Source organism: Pseudomonas sp. NPDC087814 (genome assembly GCF_044742865.1).
Lineage (GTDB): Bacteria > Pseudomonadota > Gammaproteobacteria > Pseudomonadales > Pseudomonadaceae > Aquipseudomonas.
Genome location: NZ_JBIUVK010000005.1, coordinates 198,268 through 215,390, shown reverse-complemented (window position 1 = coordinate 215,390; position 17,123 = coordinate 198,268). Strand labels below are relative to the sequence as shown.

17 protein-coding genes are annotated in these 17,123 nt (G+C 61.1%); 11 read left to right on the top strand and 6 right to left on the bottom strand.

All coding sequences use genetic code 11. The annotated features are described in order from the left end of the window. Nucleotides 1–89 precede the first annotated feature (89 nt). The 4 genes from aroC (at nucleotide 90) to ACIOMR_RS06905 (ending at nucleotide 3,575) form a co-directional block, all read left to right on the top strand. Nucleotides 90–1,181 (top strand): chorismate synthase, encoded by a 1,092-nt coding sequence (aroC, locus tag ACIOMR_RS06920; RefSeq protein WP_401193058.1) that lies wholly within the window; start codon nucleotides 90–92, stop codon nucleotides 1,179–1,181. A gap of 148 nt (nucleotides 1,182–1,329) precedes the next feature. Beyond that, nucleotides 1,330–2,481, top strand: a complete 1,152-nt coding sequence (locus ACIOMR_RS06915; RefSeq protein ID WP_401193100.1) for an MFS transporter — start codon at nucleotides 1,330–1,332, stop codon at nucleotides 2,479–2,481. A gap of 28 nt (nucleotides 2,482–2,509) precedes the next feature. After that, on the top strand, nucleotides 2,510–3,055 hold the full coding sequence (locus tag ACIOMR_RS06910) for an acireductone dioxygenase (RefSeq protein ID WP_008433207.1): 546 nt from the start codon (nucleotides 2,510–2,512) through the stop codon (nucleotides 3,053–3,055). 235 nt (nucleotides 3,056–3,290) lie between these two features. Then, on the top strand, nucleotides 3,291–3,575 hold the full coding sequence (locus tag ACIOMR_RS06905) for a response regulator transcription factor (RefSeq protein ID WP_003216779.1): 285 nt from the start codon (nucleotides 3,291–3,293) through the stop codon (nucleotides 3,573–3,575). Nucleotides 3,576–3,629: 54 nt separating this feature from the next. On the opposite strand, the gene ACIOMR_RS06900 is transcribed toward ACIOMR_RS06905, so the two are convergent. Beyond that, the gene (locus tag ACIOMR_RS06900; RefSeq protein ID WP_003216777.1) at nucleotides 3,630–3,908 is read right to left on the bottom strand and encodes a DUF3509 domain-containing protein; all 279 of its coding nucleotides are present in this window, start codon (nucleotides 3,906–3,908) and stop codon (nucleotides 3,630–3,632) included. A gap of 398 nt (nucleotides 3,909–4,306) precedes the next feature. Between ACIOMR_RS06900 and ACIOMR_RS06895 the strand changes: the two genes are divergently transcribed. The 5 genes from ACIOMR_RS06895 (at nucleotide 4,307) to ACIOMR_RS06875 (ending at nucleotide 10,061) form a co-directional block, all read left to right on the top strand. Next, a complete protein-coding gene (locus ACIOMR_RS06895; RefSeq protein ID WP_401193053.1) occupies nucleotides 4,307–6,133 on the top strand; it encodes a long-chain-acyl-CoA synthetase in 1,827 nt (608 codons plus the stop codon). Between the two features lie 96 nt (nucleotides 6,134–6,229). Then, nucleotides 6,230–6,745 (top strand): ankyrin repeat domain-containing protein, encoded by a 516-nt coding sequence (locus tag ACIOMR_RS06890; RefSeq protein WP_003216773.1) that lies wholly within the window; start codon nucleotides 6,230–6,232, stop codon nucleotides 6,743–6,745. A 41-nt stretch (nucleotides 6,746–6,786) separates the two neighbouring features. Continuing rightward, nucleotides 6,787–7,317 carry a hypothetical protein gene (locus tag ACIOMR_RS06885; protein ID WP_401193050.1) on the top strand — a complete coding sequence of 177 codons (531 nt, stop codon included), beginning with the start codon at nucleotides 6,787–6,789 and terminating at the stop codon, nucleotides 7,315–7,317. A 68-nt stretch (nucleotides 7,318–7,385) separates the two neighbouring features. Beyond that, complete coding sequence (locus ACIOMR_RS06880; RefSeq protein ID WP_003172956.1) at nucleotides 7,386–7,577, top strand: PLDc N-terminal domain-containing protein; 192 nt, start codon at nucleotides 7,386–7,388, stop codon at nucleotides 7,575–7,577. A 396-nt stretch (nucleotides 7,578–7,973) separates the two neighbouring features. After that, nucleotides 7,974–10,061, top strand: coding sequence for an LTA synthase family protein (locus tag ACIOMR_RS06875; RefSeq protein WP_401193047.1), 2,088 nt, complete (start codon nucleotides 7,974–7,976; stop codon nucleotides 10,059–10,061). A 60-nt stretch (nucleotides 10,062–10,121) separates the two neighbouring features. Here ACIOMR_RS06875 and ACIOMR_RS06870 read toward each other — a convergent pair whose 3' ends face one another. Continuing rightward, nucleotides 10,122–10,274, bottom strand: coding sequence for a DUF3309 family protein (locus ACIOMR_RS06870; RefSeq protein ID WP_003216767.1), 153 nt, complete (start codon nucleotides 10,272–10,274; stop codon nucleotides 10,122–10,124). Between the two features lie 329 nt (nucleotides 10,275–10,603). On the opposite strand from ACIOMR_RS06870, the gene ACIOMR_RS06865 reads away from it, so the two are divergent. After that, on the top strand, nucleotides 10,604–11,425 hold the full coding sequence (locus ACIOMR_RS06865; RefSeq protein ID WP_177020683.1) for an SDR family oxidoreductase: 822 nt from the start codon (nucleotides 10,604–10,606) through the stop codon (nucleotides 11,423–11,425). A gap of 351 nt (nucleotides 11,426–11,776) precedes the next feature. After that, entirely contained in the window at nucleotides 11,777–11,986 is a 210-nt protein-coding gene (gene csrA / locus ACIOMR_RS06860) for a carbon storage regulator CsrA (RefSeq protein ID WP_087692958.1), read from the top strand. Nucleotides 11,987–11,989: 3 nt separating this feature from the next. On the opposite strand, the gene ACIOMR_RS06855 is transcribed toward csrA, so the two are convergent. The 4 genes from ACIOMR_RS06855 to ACIOMR_RS06840 all read right to left on the bottom strand — a co-directional run bounded on the left by ACIOMR_RS06855 (nucleotide 11,990) and on the right by ACIOMR_RS06840 (nucleotide 17,116). Further along, nucleotides 11,990–12,217 (bottom strand): YheU family protein, encoded by a 228-nt coding sequence (locus ACIOMR_RS06855; protein WP_003192759.1) that lies wholly within the window; start codon nucleotides 12,215–12,217, stop codon nucleotides 11,990–11,992. A 59-nt stretch (nucleotides 12,218–12,276) separates the two neighbouring features. Further along, a complete protein-coding gene (locus tag ACIOMR_RS06850; protein WP_003216760.1) occupies nucleotides 12,277–13,461 on the bottom strand; it encodes an osmoprotectant NAGGN system M42 family peptidase in 1,185 nt (394 codons plus the stop codon). Nucleotides 13,462–13,594: 133 nt separating this feature from the next. Continuing rightward, the gene (gene ngg, locus ACIOMR_RS06845; protein ID WP_102605277.1) at nucleotides 13,595–15,340 is read right to left on the bottom strand and encodes an N-acetylglutaminylglutamine synthetase; all 1,746 of its coding nucleotides are present in this window, start codon (nucleotides 15,338–15,340) and stop codon (nucleotides 13,595–13,597) included. A 3-nt stretch (nucleotides 15,341–15,343) separates the two neighbouring features. After that, complete coding sequence (locus ACIOMR_RS06840) at nucleotides 15,344–17,116, bottom strand: N-acetylglutaminylglutamine amidotransferase (RefSeq protein WP_003216754.1); 1,773 nt, start codon at nucleotides 17,114–17,116, stop codon at nucleotides 15,344–15,346. Nucleotides 17,117–17,123 lie beyond the last annotated feature (7 nt).

Genomic DNA, 17,123 nt, shown 5'->3' with positions numbered 1-17,123 from the left:
AGGATGAACAAGTCGGTTAGCCTGCGTATACTGGCCGCGTTAAGTTAGTACGGTTGACTTGATTCAACTGATTTCACGGAGCGCCCTGCATGTCCGGCAATACCTACGGCAAGCTGTTCACTGTTACCACCGCGGGCGAAAGCCATGGCCCGGCGTTGGTCGCCATTGTCGACGGCTGCCCGCCGGGCCTCGAGTTGTCCCTGGAAGACCTGCAGCGTGACCTCGACCGCCGCAAGCCCGGCACCAGCCGCCACACCACCCAGCGCCAGGAAGCCGACGAAGTCGAAATCCTCTCCGGCGTGTTCGAAGGCCGCACCACCGGCTGCGCCATCGGCCTGCTGATTCGCAACACCGACCAGAAGTCCAAGGACTACTCGGCGATCAAGGACCTGTTCCGCCCGGCCCACGCCGACTACACCTACCACCACAAATACGGCGAGCGCGACTACCGTGGCGGTGGCCGCAGCTCGGCGCGGGAAACCGCGATGCGCGTGGCGGCCGGTGCGATTGCCAAGAAGTTCCTGGCGACCCAGGGCATCGTGATCCGCGGCTACATGAGCCAGCTGGGCCCGATCGAAATCCCGTTCAAGACCTGGGACAGCGTCGAAGACAACGCTTTCTTCTGCCCAGACCCGGATAAAGTGCCGGAGCTGGAAGCCTATATGGACCAGTTGCGCCGCGACCAGGATTCCGTCGGCGCCAAGATCACCGTGGTTGCCGAAGGCGTGATGCCGGGCCTGGGCGAGCCGATCTTCGACCGCCTCGATGCCGAACTGGCCCACGCGCTGATGAGCATCAACGCGGTCAAGGGCGTGGAAATCGGCGTCGGGTTCGATTGTGTGGCCCAGCGTGGCACCGAGCACCGTGACGAGCTGACCCCGGAAGGTTTCCTCAGCAACAACGCCGGCGGCATTCTCGGCGGCATTTCCTCCGGCCAGCCGATCGTTGCGCACCTGGCCCTCAAGCCGACGTCCAGCATCACCACGCCAGGCCGTTCGATCGATGTGCACGGCAACCCGGTGGACGTGATCACCAAGGGCCGTCACGACCCTTGCGTCGGCATCCGCGCCACGCCGATTGCCGAAGCGATGATGGCCATCGTGTTGATGGACCACCTGCTGCGCCATCGTGGGCAAAACGCCGACGTAAAAGTCAGTACTCCGGTATTGGGCCAGCTGTGACCGTGTGTGGCGAGCGAGCTTGCTCGCGCTGGGCTGCGCAGCGGCCCCAAAGCCTGCAACCCGGTAGGACCTGGAGAACTGCGGCGCTTCTAGTGGGGGAGCTTCTCGCCCCAGCGCGAGCAGGCTCGCTCGCCACAAGTCACTTATGCTGACGCAAGCCCTTCCATACTGGCGACTCTCCAGCTTCTACCTGTTCTATTTCGCCCTGCTGGGGGCGACGGCGCCGTTCCTGGCGTTGTACTTCGATCACCTTGGGTTCTCCAGCGCGCGCATCGGCGAGCTGGTGGCCATCCCCATGCTGATGCGCTGCGTGGCACCCAACCTGTGGGGCTGGCTGGGGGATTACACCGGCCGGCGCCTGGCCATCGTGCGCTTTGGCGCGGTGTGCACCCTGGTGAGTTTCTCGTTGATCTTTGTCAGCAAGACTTACGCCTGGCTGGCGCTGGTGATGGCCTTGCACGCGTTCTTCTGGCACGCGGTCCTGCCGCAGTTTGAAGTCATCACCCTCGCGCACCTGCAAGGCCAGACCTCGCGCTACAGCCAGGTGCGGTTGTGGGGCTCCATCGGTTTTATCCTCACCGTGGTGATCATGGGCCGCTTGTTCGACTGGCTGAGCCTGGATATCTACCCGATGGTGGTCGTGGTGATCATGGCCGGCATCATCGGCGCCAGCCTCTGGGTGCCGAATGCGCAGCCCCTGAGCCAGGGGAATCGCCTGGCCGGTGACGGCTTTTTGCGGCAACTGCGCAGCCCCGGCGTGCTGGCGTTCTATGCGTGTGTGGCGCTGATGCAGATGAGCCATGGTCCGTACTACACCTTCCTCACCCTGCACCTTGAACACCTCGGTTACAGCCGTGGCGTGATCGGCATGTTGTGGGCGCTGGGCGTGGTGGCGGAAGTCTTGATGTTCCTGGCCATGAGCCGGATTCTCACGCGCTTTTCGGTACGCCGGGTATTGATGGCGAGTTTCCTGCTGGCCGCACTGCGCTGGTTGCTGCTGGGCTCGTTTGCCGAATTCTTCTGGGTGCTGTTGCTGGCGCAGGTGATGCACGCGGCGACCTTCGGCAGTTTTCACGCGGCGGCCATCCAGTTCGTGCAACGCAGCTTTGGCGCTCGCCAGCAAGGGCAGGGCCAGGCACTGTATGCGGCACTGGCCGGTACCGGCGGTGCGCTGGGCGCACTCTATTCAGGTTACAGCTGGAACCTGCTGGGGCCGACCCTGACCTTCAGCATTGCCAGCGTCGCGGCCCTGGCCGCCGCCCTAATCATTGGCATTCGATTGCAAGAGGAGCGGCCATGAGCGGCTCCCGTGACAGAGGAAGAGTTTGATGAGCTATCTCGCGGTTTACCACGTCTGCACCCCCGACACCCCGAACAAGGTCCTGACTCACCAGGACGATATCGCCTCGACCCTGGCCGAGCTGGGTGTGGGGTTCGATCGCTGGCAGGCGACTACCCGACTTGAGCCCGGGGCCAGCGAGGTTGAGATTATCGCCGCCTACCAGGCGCCCATCGACAAGCTGATGACCGAGCGCGGCTACACCACCGTTGATGTGCTCCGCGTCAGCAACGATCACCCGCAGAAAGCCCAATTGCGCGCCGAGCGACTCGACGAACACCGCATGGCCCAAGACCACGTGCGTTTTTTCGTAGCGGGTCGTGGGCTGTTTACCTTGCACATCGAAGATTATGTGTACGCGGTGTTCTGCGAGAAAAACGACCTGATCTTGGTGCCGAGCGGCATCCCGCACTGGTTTGATATGGGGGAGAACCCGCACTTTGTGGCGATCCGCCTGTTCAGTGACCCTGAAGGGCTGGCGGTCATGCTGACCGGCGACGCGATCGCCGAGGGTTTTCCTCGGCTTGATGACTAAGTTCGTCCGGCAATGCCTCCTGAACAGGGGGCATTTTTTTAACTTCAATTCCTTCAGGTTGGAAATCGCTGTAGGAATAAACTTGAAAGTTTGTGGGTAACAGCTGTTTATCGTTGACCTTACTTATTAGTTCCACTCTTTGTGTAACTCTCTCTGGTCTCAATATTTATTCGCCTGTCAATAGGAGTAATCCGACTTCGGGCGTTACAAGACCTATATGAAGAGAGAGGCCTGCATGAGCGGTTCGGAGCCACAGGAACAACCGTCCACGCAAACGGACAGCGCGCCGGTTGCCAACCGCAAGGCGCGTGCGATGTTGTCGGGTAAACCCCTGACCCCAAAGGAACGGGAAATCCTGCATTGGGCGGTCGAGGGCAAGACGGTGTGGGAAATCAGCAGGATTCGCTCCATCTCCCAGGCCACGGTGAAGTTTCACCTGCGCAACATCTACGGCAAGTTGCAGGTGACTAACCGGGTCCAGGCCGTGAACGAGGCGGTGAAACAGGGATTGTGCAAATAAAAAAAGGCCGTGGTGCGCAACGGCACCACGACCTGTTCGGGTCCTGCATGACGGTCAAGCCGAATGGTAGGTCGGCAGGGCAAAGCGGTTCTGGCTTTGCAGCATCGAAATCTGTGGCAGGTCGCTGGCTTGTTCAGCCAGGTCGCGGCGAATGGCGCTGATGACCCACGTCAGTTGGTCGGCCGTGTGCAGTTGCTGATAAGAGATCGAACGTTTGATCTGCTTGCCTTCGCTGTTACGCAAGGTCAGCAGGATGCCGCCATCAGGACGCGCCTGGGTGGTGACGTCGAAATTGGAGAACACAGAAGAAAATTTATCTTGGATCAGGCTCATGTCTATCAGCTCCGTTAGCTCATGTTTTGCAGCGTGGAGTGATAGGTGCAGTGATTGTGCCAGTACTGACTATCTTAAAAAATCGTTATAAATCAATCAGTTATAAAATTTTAAGATTTCCAGTTTCGTGCAATTTGCATGAATGGCCATCGTGCATCCTGCATTTTGCGGGGTTTTGCCAAGTGTTTCACAGCTGGCACGCAAGGCAGGTCTTCCATAGTGACCACCTGGCGGTGCGCTAAATTCCTTTTCCTTTCGAGATACAAAACTTTTCAAATCCTGCGTGTACAGCCGAAGAACGGCTGGCGTATTTTCCTGCAAGGCATTCGGCGCGGGTCTTACAGTGCGATGGGTGCTTTGAGGGTCATACGAACAATAAGAAAAAGGACGTTCCCGCCATGAACCACCCGCCAAGTGACATGATCACCTGGGGCATGATGCTGCGTAAGGTGCCCACCATTGTCCGTGCACTGCCGCGCCTGGTGCGCGGAATCCGCGTTGCCAACATCACCGATCCCGACCAGCCGTGCGGCCTGGGCTGGACCTTTGAACAAGCCACCCAACGCAACCCCGACGGCCCCGCGCTGCTGTATGGCGACACGGTGCTGAGCTACCGCCAGGCCAACCAGCAGGCCAACCGCATGGCTCACTACCTGCAGCAGCAGGGGATCGGCAAGGGCGACGTGGTGGCGTTGTTTATCGAGAACCGCCCCGAGTTGTTGCTCAGCGTACTGGCCGTGGCCAAGGTGGGCGGCATTTGCGCGATGCTCAATACCTCGCAAACCCAGGCGGCGCTGGTACATAGCCTCAACCTGGTGGCACCGGCGGCCATCGTGGTGGGAGCCGAGTTGTTAGGGGCCTACGAGGCCGTGCGCAGCCAGGTGGCCATCGAGGCGGATAAAACCTGGTTTATTGCCGATCAGCAGCACAGCCATGTGCCGCCGGATTACGTCGACCTGATGGCTGCCAGCGCCGACCGCCCGGTGGAAAACCCCGCCAGCACCCAGCAGATTTTTTTCAACGACCCTTGCTTCTATATCTACACCTCCGGCACCACCGGCTTGCCCAAGGCCGGCATTTTCAAGCATGGCCGCTGGATGAAGTCCTCGGCCAGTTTCGGCACCATCGCCCTGGATATGGGGCCCGAGGATGTCGTCTATTGCACCTTGCCGCTGTATCACGCCACTGGCCTGTGCGTGTGCTGGGGTTCGGCGATTGCCGGGGCGTCGGGGTTCGCGATTCGCCGCAAGTTCAGCGCCAGCCAGTTCTGGGACGATGTGCGCAAATTCAATGCGACCACCCTGGGTTATGTCGGCGAGCTGTGCCGCTACCTGATCGACCAGCCTGCCCATGGGCGCGACCTGGACAACCGGGTGACGAAGATGATCGGCAACGGCCTGCGCCCAGGGGTTTGGGCTGAGTTCAAGCAGCGCTTTGGCGTTGATCATATCTGCGAGCTGTACGCCGCCAGTGACGGCAACATCGGCTTCACCAATGTGCTGAACTTCGACAACACCATCGGCTTTTCCCTGATGCACTGGGCACTGGTGGACTACGCCCATGACAGCTGTGAGCCGATTCGCGGCGCCGACGGTTTCATGCGCGAAGTGCCCAAGGGGGGCCAGGGGCTGCTGCTGGCCAGGATCGATGACAAGGCACCGTTCGACGGCTACACCGACCCCGAGAAGAACCGCAAGGTGGTGCTCAGCGACGTGTTCGAGAAGGGCGACCGTTATTTCAACACCGGCGACCTGTTGCGCAATATCGGCTTCGGCCACGCCCAATTCGTTGACCGGCTGGGGGACACCTACCGCTGGAAAGGTGAGAACGTCTCCACCACCGAAGTCGAGAACATCTTCCTGCAGCACCCGCAGATTTCCGAAGTGGTGGCCTACGGCGTGGAGATTGAAAACACCAACGGCCGCGCGGGCATGGCGGCCATTACGCCTGCCGAATCCCTGGCTTCCTTGGACATGCGCGAGTTGCTGACCTTCGCCCACGGGCAATTGCCCGCGTATGCGGTGCCGTTGTTCCTGCGGATCAAGGTGAAGATGGAAACCACGGGCACCTTCAAATACCAGAAGGTGAAACTCAAGGAGGAAGCGTTCGACCCGGGCAAGGCCGGTGATGATCCGATCTTTGCCTGGCTGCCTGGGTCGGACAGTTATGTGCCGGTCACCGGGCAACTGTTGGCGGACATCCAGGCGGGCAAGTTCCGTTATTGATTCTGCCTATCGCCGCTTTTGGGAAAAAAGGCATGACAGTGGGGAACTCCATCGCGAGACTGGGCGCCTTATGAAACACCAGACAAGGAGCCCCACATGTCAGACCAAGCCAAACAAATGACCGAAGACGAAGCCGCCGAATTTGCCGAGCAGGTGTTCGACGTGGCGCGCAAGGGCGATGCCGCGATGCTGGCTGCGTTGCTGGCCAAGGGCTTGCCGCCGAACCTGCGCAACCACAATGGCGATACGCTGTTGATGCTGTCGGCCTACCATGGTCATGTGGACGCGGTGAAAGTGCTGCTGGAATTCAAGGCCGACCCCCAGATTGCCAACGACAAGAACCAGCTGCCGATTGCCGGCGCGGCGTTCAAGGGCAACCTGCCGGTGGTCAAGGCATTGATCGAAGGCGGAGCGTTGGTCGAAGGCGCATCCTCTGATGGTCGCACCGCCTTGATGATGGCGGCGATGTTCAACCGTACCGAAATGGTGGACTACCTGATCAGCCAGGGCGCCAATCCCAAGGCCACCGATGCCCAGGGCGTGACCGCGCTGGCAGCGGCCCAGACCATGGGGGCGGTGGATACGGCGGCGCAGTTGGAAAAACTGGTGTAGGCTTTGCGCCCTCAAAATCAGCCCCGCCACAGGACCACCCCATGAAAACCGCACTCGTCGAACTCATCAGCAAAATCAGCTCCGGCTGCATGAGCGAACCCGAGATCGCCAGGGTGGCGGACGAGGCGGCCCAGGCCTACGCCGATCCTGAAGCCTTCCTGGCCGCCAACCCCGACATCAACTACGACGGCACTTTCCCGATTCCCCTGGGCGAGTGGATCGTTGTCGGCAGCCTGCCCGACACCGTGCTGTTCCAGGCCGACACTTACCAGGACCTGTTCGCCCAGATCGTCGCCTCCTTTGGCCCCGGCGTGGCGTTCAACCTCAAGCCCAAGCAACTGGCCAAGACCGAACCCCTGACCGCGCTGAACCGCATCCAGATCCAGATGAGCGCCCTCAACCCGGAGAACGGCGGCTACGTGCTGATGAACTTCAGCCAGTTGCTGGACGACGAGATCCAGGCTGTGCTGGTCTACGGCAACGACGTGCCACGGGTGCTGGAGTTGTGTGCCGAAACCGGCATAAAGGGCGAACCATCGCTGGAAGCTCTGCGCGTTGCGGTACACGTCTGAAATAAAACGGAACCCCCGGCCACGGCTGACTATCCTAAGCAGGCAAGCCCTCACTTAGGAGCGACACCATGGGTTCCACTTTTAATGGTCTGATCGGGTTGATCATCCTCGCGCTGGATATCTGGGCGATCATCAACGTGTTCAAAAGCGGCGCGAGTACCGGCGCCAAAGTGTTGTGGATCCTGTTGATCCTGCTGCTGCCGGTACTGGGCTTGATCATCTGGGCGATCGCCGGGCCGCGCGGTAACGTGCGGATCTGATCCAAACAACGCTATCCAGAGCGGGCACAGTAAGTGTGGGAGCGGGCTTGCTCGCGAATACGGTGTAACAGTCACCTGATGTATCGACTGATTTACCGTATTCGCGAGCAAGCCCGCTCCCACATCTGTTTCCGTACGCCCGTTATTGTGTTTCGAGATATTCGCTGTACAAAATTTTCACATTCCATCCAAGACAATTCGCCGGCTATTTCCCCTGTCGAGTGCTCTAAAACGAGTGCCCACCTACTGCAGGAGTGAGTAATCAATGGCGTTGCCGGCGTTGATCGGGCACCATTTGCGCCATTGCGTTCACCGTCTACCCCAGCCTGCCTGGGCGAGGGCGGGGCGCCGCTGTATTCATTCGCAACTTAAACTTCCAATGGGTCCTAAAACGACATGGCAAACCCGGACGCCCTGAATCAGCAGCGAGCTTCTAATCGCTTGCTGCAACCGACCGTCAAATCCCATCTGGCGTACACGCTGCTTTGTGCCTTGATCATGATGGTGATGTTCTCCCTGCTGCGCCTGGCGCTGCTGGTCTACAACCGCGAGATGATCCTCGACACACCGGCCTCGACTTTCCTTGAAGCGTTCGCCAACGGCCTGCGCCTGGATATCCGCCTGGTGATGTACGTGCTGGTGCCGCTGCTGCTGGCGTTGTTCAGCGTACGGGCCATGGCGGCGCGCGGGTTCTTCCGCTTGTGGCTGACGGTCGCGTCCAGCATCGCGCTGTTCCTGGGCCTGATGGAAATGGACTTCTACCGCGAGTTCCACCAGCGCCTCAACGGGCTGGTCTTCCAGTACGTGAAGGAAGACCCGAAAACCGTGATGAGCATGCTCTGGTACGGTTTCCCGGTGGTGCGCTACCTGCTGGCCTGGGCCGTGGGTACGCTGATCCTGAGCATCGCCTTCAAAGGCGCCGACCGTGCAACGCGCCCACGCGGCCCGTTCAGTGGTGGCAGCATCGGCACTCGCCAGGTAGCGCCGTGGTACACGCGCATCGCGGTGTTCGTGGTCTGCCTGCTGGTCGCCGTGGTCGCCATCCGTGGCACCCTGCGCCAGGGCCCGCCACTGCGTTGGGGCGACGTGTACACCACCGACTCGAACTTCGCCAACCAGTTGGGCCTCAACGGTACCTTGTCGCTGATTGCGGCGGCGAAATCGCGCTTCTCCGAGGAGCGTTCGAACATCTGGAAAGCCACCCTGGAGCAGCCGCTGGCCACCCAGACCGTGCGCGACATGCTGGTATTGCCGAGCGAGAAACTGGTCGACACCGACACCGCCGCGGTACGCCGTGACTTCACGCCGCCGGCCGAGAAGACCCTGCCGATCAAGAACGTCGTGGTTATCCTGATGGAAAGCTTCGCCGGTCACTCGGTGGGCGCCCTGGGCCGCCCGGGCAACATCACGCCGTACTTCGACAAACTGTCCAAGGAAGGCCTGCTGTTCGACCACTTCTTCTCCAACGGCACCCACACCCACCAGGGTATGTTCGCCACCATGGCCTGCTTCCCGAACCTGCCGGGTTTCGAATACCTGATGCAGACTCCGGAAGGCAGCCACAAGCTGTCGGGCCTGCCGCAGTTGCTCAGCCATCGCGATTTCGATGACGTGTACGTCTACAACGGCGACTTCGCCTGGGATAACCAGTCGGGCTTCTTCAGCAACCAGGGCATGACCAACTTCATCGGGCGTAATGACTTCGTCAACCCGGTGTTCTCGGACCCGACCTGGGGCGTGTCCGACCAGGACATGTTCAACCGTGGCCTGGAAGAGTTGAAGGCCCGTGAAGGCGGCAAGCCGTTCTATGCGCTGCTGCAAACCCTGTCCAACCACACGCCGTACGCGTTGCCGACGCCATTGCCGGTCGAGAAGGTCACCGACCGTGGCAGCCTCAACGAGCATTTGACGGCCATGCGCTACTCCGACTGGGCCTTGGGCCAGTTCTTTGAAAAGGCCCGCAAGGAGCCGTACTTCAAGGAAACCCTGTTCGTGATCGTGGGCGACCACGGCTTCGGCAACGAGCAGCAGATCACCGAAATGGACCTGGGCCGCTTCAACGTGCCGATGCTGATGATCGCACCGGGCATGCAGGAGAAGTTCGGCGAGCGTGACCACACCGTGGGCACCCAGATCGACATCGTGCCGACCATCATGGGCCGCCTGGGCGGTGACACCCTGCACCAGTGCTGGGGCCGCGACCTGCTCAACCTGCCGGAAGGCGACAAGGGCTTTGGCGTGATCAAGCCGTCGGGCAGCGACCAGACCGTCGCCTTGCTTACCGGTGACCGCGTGCTGGTACTGCCCAAGGAAATGCCGCCGAAGTTGTGGGAATACGAACTGGGCGCCAACCCGACCGGGAAAGTGATTCCAGAGTCGCCGGACGAGGCTGCGTTGAAGCAGAAGCTCGAATCGTTCCTGCAGACCGCTACCAAGAGCCTGCTGGACAACACCGCCGGTGTAGTGGACGGCAAGCCGGACTAAATACCCGCGCATAAAAAAAGAGGCCTTTCAAGGCCTCTTTTTTTTGCACGCTGGAACGCGTTATATCTTGCCGAGCAACAACAGAATCAACAGCACTACCAACACAGTACCGAGAATACCCGATGGCCCGTAACCCCAATTGCGTGAGTGAGGGAACACTGGAAGACCGCCGACCAGCAGGAGGATCAGAATAATGATAAGAATGAGGCTCATGTTTTGTTTTCCTTATTGTCTTCTGAAAAGACCTGTTATTTAACGGATAGGCCCGACAACTGATACGGACGCCTTAATAACTCCGACCCCTGTGTTTGGCAGAAAATTCCGTGTTTTTTTAAAGCTTTTCGCTAACTTGCTTATTTCCTTTAACCCCGTTGCAAATAACCGTCCTTAGTTCAAATAAATGGAACTTGGCGGGTTTCCCGCTATCCGACCCGGCCCACGGTTTGCCTGGGGCATTCAGCAGTCTGATGGTGCGTGGGTGCGGGAAAAACCTTCGCTACACTGCGGCTCACTTCTTCCGTGAACCACAAGGCTACTTTCCTATGCAAAATCGCATGATGATCACCGGCGCCGGTTCTGGCCTGGGTCGCGAAATCGCTCTGCGCTGGGCCCGTGAGGGTTGGCAGCTGGCCTTGTCGGACGTCAGCGAAGCGGGCCTGCAAGAAACCCTCAAGCTTGTACGCCAGGCCGGTGGTGACGGTTTCACCCAGCGCTGCGACGTGCGCGACTACAGCCAGCTCACCGCGTTCGCACAGGCCTGTGAGGAAAAGCTCGGTGGCATCGACGTGATCGTCAACAACGCCGGTGTCGCATCGGGCGGGTTCTTCAGCGAACTGTCCCTGGAAGACTGGGACTGGCAGATCGCGATCAACCTGATGGGCGTGGTCAAGGGCTGCAAGGCCTTCCTGCCGCTGCTGGAAAAGAGCAAGGGCCGCATCATCAACATCGCGTCCATGGCCGCCCTGATGCAGGGCCCGGCCATGAGCAACTACAACGTGGCCAAGGCCGGCGTGGTGGCGCTCTCGGAGAGCCTGCTGGTGGAACTCAAGCAACAGGAAGTCGGCGTGCATGTGGTGTGCCCATCCTTCTTCCAGACCAACCTGCTGGACTCGTTCCGCGGGCCGACGCCCGCGATGAAGGCCCAGGTGGGCAAGCTGCTGGAAAGCTCGCCGATTACCGCCGCACAGATCGCCGACTACATCTACCAGCAGGTGGCTGAAGGGCAATTCATGATCCTGCCCCACGAGCAGGGGCGCATGGCCTGGGCACTGAAACAGAAGAACCCGCAACTGCTGTATGACGAGATGACCGTGATGGCGGACAAGATGCGGGCGAAAGCTCAGTCGCAGGCGGTAAAAGGTTGAATTTCAGGTGAGCACCTGATGTGGCGAGGGCTTGTTGTGGCGAGGGAGCTTGCTCCCGCTGGGGTGCGAAGCAGCCCCAAAACCAGCCGCCCAAGTCTTCCTGAAAGAATGCATTGACGTTATTGGGGGCTGCTTCGCACCCCAGCGGGAGCAAGCTCCCTCGCCACAGAGAGCGCCCGCAAATATGAACATATCGTTTGGTTCTTGGGTGTAATTCGAGATTATTCACTGCCTGTCTGTAGGGTAATTTACCCTGATGTGTAAGGCATGCCTGTTTAACCTGAAGGCCATTGATGGTGCCAGGCAGGGAGCGCATGGTCGGGGTTCGGTAACTTAAAAAGGACGAACCCCATGCTGGTATTAAGCCGCGCGGTAGGTGAAATAATTTCGGTGGGTGACCAGATCACCTTGCGCATTCTGGAAGTGAACGGCACCCAAGTGAAGCTGGGTGTGGAAGCGCCGGTGGGGGTCAATGTGCACCGGGCGGAGGTCTATCAGAAGATCCTCAGTCGCCACGGGCAGCAGACCAACACCCATCCAGTGTCTGTGCCCAATCCTTGAGTCTCAGTCGAACAGGTGCTTGGGCACATCGTGCTTGAGCATCAACTGGCACTGCTCGCTTTCGGGGTCGAAAACAATCAGCGCCTGGCCCTTGGTCAGCGCCTGTCGTACCCGCAGCACCCGTGTTTCCAGGGGTGTGTCGTCACCATTGTCGGTGCCGTCGCGGGTCACGAAGTCTTCGATGAGGCGGGTCAGGGTGTCGACTTCAAGTGCATCGTAGGGAATCAGCATACAAGCCTCGGCTAGGGAATCCCGGCGATGCTACTGCGCCGGGATCCGAGTTGCCAGTCTCAGGTTTTTTGGCCCACCAGGCTGTCCACCGACGGCACGCGGGTATCACTCTCCATTTGTGTGTCGTGTTCGATCTGGTGACTGAACCGGTCGAGGGAGCCCTTGGCCGGCTGTGCATCGCTGGCGAACACCGGCGGGCTGAGGATGTACGCGCCCAGCAGGCGACTCAGCGCGGCGAGGCTGTCGATGTGCGTGCGCTCATAACCATGGGTGGCATCGCAACCAAACGCCAGCAGTGCGGTACGAATGTCGTGGCCGGCGGTCACCGCCGAATGCGCGTCGCTGAAGTAGTAGCGAAACAGGTCGCGACGCACCGGTAGCTCATTTTCCGCCGCCAGGCGCAGCAGGTGGCGGGACAGGTGATAGTCATACGGCCCGCCGGAGTCCTGCATCGCCACACTCACCGCGTGTTCGCTGGAGTGCTGCTCGTGGGCTACCGGAGCGATATCGATGCCGACGAATTCACTCACATCCCACGGCAATGCCGCCGCCGCACCACTGCCGGTTTCTTCGGTGATGGTGAACAGCGGATGGCAGTCGATCAGCAGCGGCTGGCCGCTGTCGACAATCGCCTTGAGCGCTGCCAGCAGCGCGGCAACCCCGGCTTTATCGTCCAGGTGGCGGGCGCTGATATGCCCGCTCTCGGTGAACTCCGGCAGCGGGTCGAAGGCAACGAAATCGCCGACGCTGATACCCAGGGAGTCACAGTCGGCGCGGGTGGCGCAGTAGGCATCCAGGCGCAGTTCGATGTGGTCCCAACTGATGGGCATTTCATCCACGGCCGTATTGAACGCGTGACCGGAGGCCATCAACGGCAACACGCTGCCACGAATCACGCCGTTATCGGTAAACAGGCTGACACGGCTGCCCTCGGCAAAGCGGCTGGACCAGCAGCCCACTGGCGCGAGGGTCAGGCGGCCATTGTCCTTGATTGCCCGCACGGCGGCGCCGATGGTGTCCAAGTGCGCGGAAACGGCGCGGTCAGGGCTGTTTTTCTGGCCCTTGAGGGTGGCGCGGATGGTGCCGCGCCGGGTCATTTCAAAGGGAATGCCCAGTTCTTCAAGGCGCTCGGCAACGTAGCGCACGATGGTGTCGGTAAACCCGGTGGGGCTGGGAATGGCGAGCATTTCCAGCAGCACTTTTTGCAGGTAAGCGAGATCCGGTTCGGGGATGGTTCGGGTCATAAAGACTCCTGATGAGTTGAGGATGATCGTTCCCACGCTCTGCGTGGGAATGCCTCATGGGACGCTCTGCGTCCTCTCTTGTGACGCGGAGCGTCACGGGCTGCGTTCCCACGCAGAGCGTGGGAACGATCATTCACGCCGTCGGTTGGCTATGCGGGAACAACAGGTCCACGAACTTTTCAGCCGTCGGCTGCGGTTCATGGTTGGCCAGCCCGGCCCGTTCGTTGGCTTCGATAAACACGTAGTCCGGTTGGTCGGCGGCCGGCACCATCAGGTCAAGGCCCACCATGGGAATGTCGAGGGCACGGGCGGCGCGCACGGCGGCGTCCACCAGGGTCGGGTGGAGGATGGCGGTGACGTCTTCCAGGCAACCGCCGGTGTGCAGGTTGGCGGTACGCCGCACCGCCAGGCGTTCGCCACGGGGCAGGATGCTGTTGTAGTCGTAGCCGGCCGCCTTCAGGGTGCGCTGGGTTTCAGCGTCCTGGGGGATTTTGCTTTCGCCATCGGTGGCGGCCTGGCGCCGACGACTCTGAGCCTCGATCAACGCGCCAATAGAGTGCTGGCCATCGCCGGTGACTTCCGCCGGGCGGCGAATGGCGGCGGCGACCACTTCAAAGCCGATCACCAGAATGCGCAGGTCGAGGCCTTCGTGGAAGCTTTCCAGCAGTACACGGGTGTCGAATTGGCGGGCCGCCTCAATGGCTTTTTGCACGTCTTCAATGGTCTGCAAATCCACCGCCACACCCTGGCCTTGTTCGCCATCCAGCGGCTTGACCACAATACGCTGGTGCTCGTCGAGAAACTCCAGGTTGTCATCGGCACTGCCGGCCAATTGCTGGGCCGGAAGGTTCAGGCCTGCGGCCTTGAACACCTTGTGGGTCAGGCTCTTGTCCTGGCACAAAGTCATGCTGATGGCGCTGGTCAGGTCGCTGAGGGATTCGCGGCAGCGCACCCGGCGGCCACCGTGGCTCAGGGTGAACAAGCCGGCATCGGCATCGTCCACTTGCACGTCGATCCCGCGCCGATGGGCTTCCTCGACAATGATCCGCGCATAGGGATTGAACTCCGCCTGCGGGCCAGGGCCGAGGAACAGCGGCTGGTTGATCCCGTTCTTGCGCTTGATGGCGAAGGTGGTCAGCGCGCGAAAGCCAAGCTTGGCGTAGAGACTTTTCGCCTGGCGGTTGTCGTGCAGTACCGACAGGTCGAGGTAGCTCAGGCCACGGCTCATGAAGTGTTCGATCAAGTGGCGCACCAGCACTTCACCCACCCCGGGGCGGGTACATTGCGGGTCGACCGCCAGGCACCAGAGGCTGCAGCCGTTCTCCGGGTCGTGAAAGGCCTTCTGGTGGTTCAGGCCCATCACACTGCCGATCACCGCGCCGCTGTCTTCGTCCTCGGCCAGCCAATACACCGGGCCGCCTTGATGACGTGGCGTCAGCAGTGCCGGGTCCACCGGCAACATGCCGCGCCCCTGGTACAGCTGGTTCACCGCCTGCCAGTCCGCCTCGGTTTGTACCCGGCGAATCCGGAACCCGCGAAACACCCGGGTTGCCGGGCGATAGTCGGTGAACCACAGGCGCAGGGTATCGGACGGGTCGAGAAACAACTGCTGGGGATCAATCCCGAGGATCTGCTGCGGCGCCGCCACATACAGCGCGATATCCCGCTCGCCCGGCTGCTCGTTGAGCAACTCCAGGGCCAGGCTCGCCGGGTCCGGGAAGGTGTGGCCGATCAACAGCCGGCCCCAACCGCAATGCACGGCAATCGGCGTGGGGTCCAGTTCGCTGCCGTCTTCGGCGAAGCGGGCTTGCAGGCGCTCGTAGGAGGGCGCCTGGCCTCGCAGCAAGCGTTGGCTGTAAGCCGTGGCATGAGGTTTCATGAATCAGATTCCTTGTTCGCTGAGCCACAGGTTCAGCGCCGCCAGTTGCCACAGCTTGGAGCCGCGCAACGGGGTCAGTTGGCCTTGGGGATCGGTGAGCAGGCGGTCGAGCATGGCCGGGTTGAACAGGCCGCGGTCCTGGCTTGGGTCCAGCAGCAGCTCACGCACCCAGTTCAAGGTGTCACCCTGCAAATGCTTGAGGCCGGGCACCGGGAAGTAGCCTTTCTTGCGGTCGATGACCTCGCTCGGGATCACCCGGCGCGCCGCTTCCTTGAGCACTTGTTTGCCGCCGTCCGGCAGTTTGAATTTGCCCGGCACGCGGGCCGACAGTTCTACCAGGCGATAGTCGAGAAACGGCGTGCGCGCTTCCAGGCCCCAGGCCATGGTCATGTTGTCGACGCGCTTGACCGGGTCATCCACCAGCATCACGGTGCTGTCCAGGCGCAGGGCTTTGTCCACCGCCGCATCGGCGCCGGGCTGGGCGAAATGCTCGCGCACGAAGTCACCGGCGGCGTCATTCGCGGTCAACCATTTCGGCGCGACGGTAGCGGCATAGTCGTCGTAGCTGCGGTCGAAAAATGCGTCGCGGTAGGCTGCGTACGGGTCGCTTGCGCCATCCACCTGCGGGTACCAGTGATAACCGGCGAACAGTTCATCGGCGCCCTGGCCGCTTTGCACCACCTTGCAATGCTTGGCCACTTCCCGGGACAGCAGGTAGAAGGCAATGCAGTCATGGCTGACCATCGGCTCGCTCATGGCACGGAACGCCGCCGGCAACTGCTCGATGATTTCGCTTTCGGCGATACGCAGTTGGTGGTGACGGGTGCCGTAATGCTTGGCGATCAAGTCCGAATACTGGAACTCGTCGCCGCGCTCGCCACCCGCGTCTTCAAAACCGATGGAGAAGGTCGACAGGTCCTGCACGCCGACTTCCCGCAACAGGCCCACCAGCATGCTGGAATCGACACCGCCGGAAAGCAGCACGCCCACATCCACCGCCGCCCGCTGACGAATCGCCACGGCTTCGCGGGTGCTGTCGAGCACGCGGTCGGTCCAGTCTTCCAGGGTCAGGTTGGCTTCATCGGCGTGGGGGCCGTAGGGCAGGGTCCACCAGGTTTTCTGTTCAGTCTTGCCATCGGCGTCGATGCGCATCCAGGAGGCGGGCGGCAGCTTTTCAATGCCCGCCAGCAGGGTGCGCGGCGCCGGCACCACGGCGTGGAAGTTCAGGTAGTGATTGAGCGCCACCGGATCGAGGATCGGGTTGATATCGCCACCCTTGAGCAGCGCCGGCAGGGCCGAGGCAAAACGCAGGCGCTGGCCGGTGCGCGACAGGTACAGCGGCTTCACGCCGAGGCGGTCACGGGCGATGAACAGGCGCTGGGCATCGCGCTCCCAGATGGCGAAGGCGAACATCCCGTTGAGCTTGGGCAACAAGGCTTCGCCCCAGGCGTGGTAGCCCTTGAGCAGCACTTCGGTGTCACCACCGGAATAGAAGGCGTAGCCCAGGGCTTCCAGCTCTTCACGCAATTCCGGGAAGTTATAGATCGCGCCGTTGAACGCCAGGGACAGGCCCAGCTGGGCGTCGACCATCGGTTGGGCGGAGCCATCCGACAGGTCCATGATTTTCAGGCGTCGATGGCCCAGGGCAATCGGCCCCTGGGCATGAAAGCCCCACGCGTCAGGACCGCGTGGCGCCAAGTGATGGGTGATTCGTTCCACCGCTGCCAGGTCGGCAGGTTGGTGATCGAAACGTAACTCTCCAGCTAATCCGCACATAAATTCC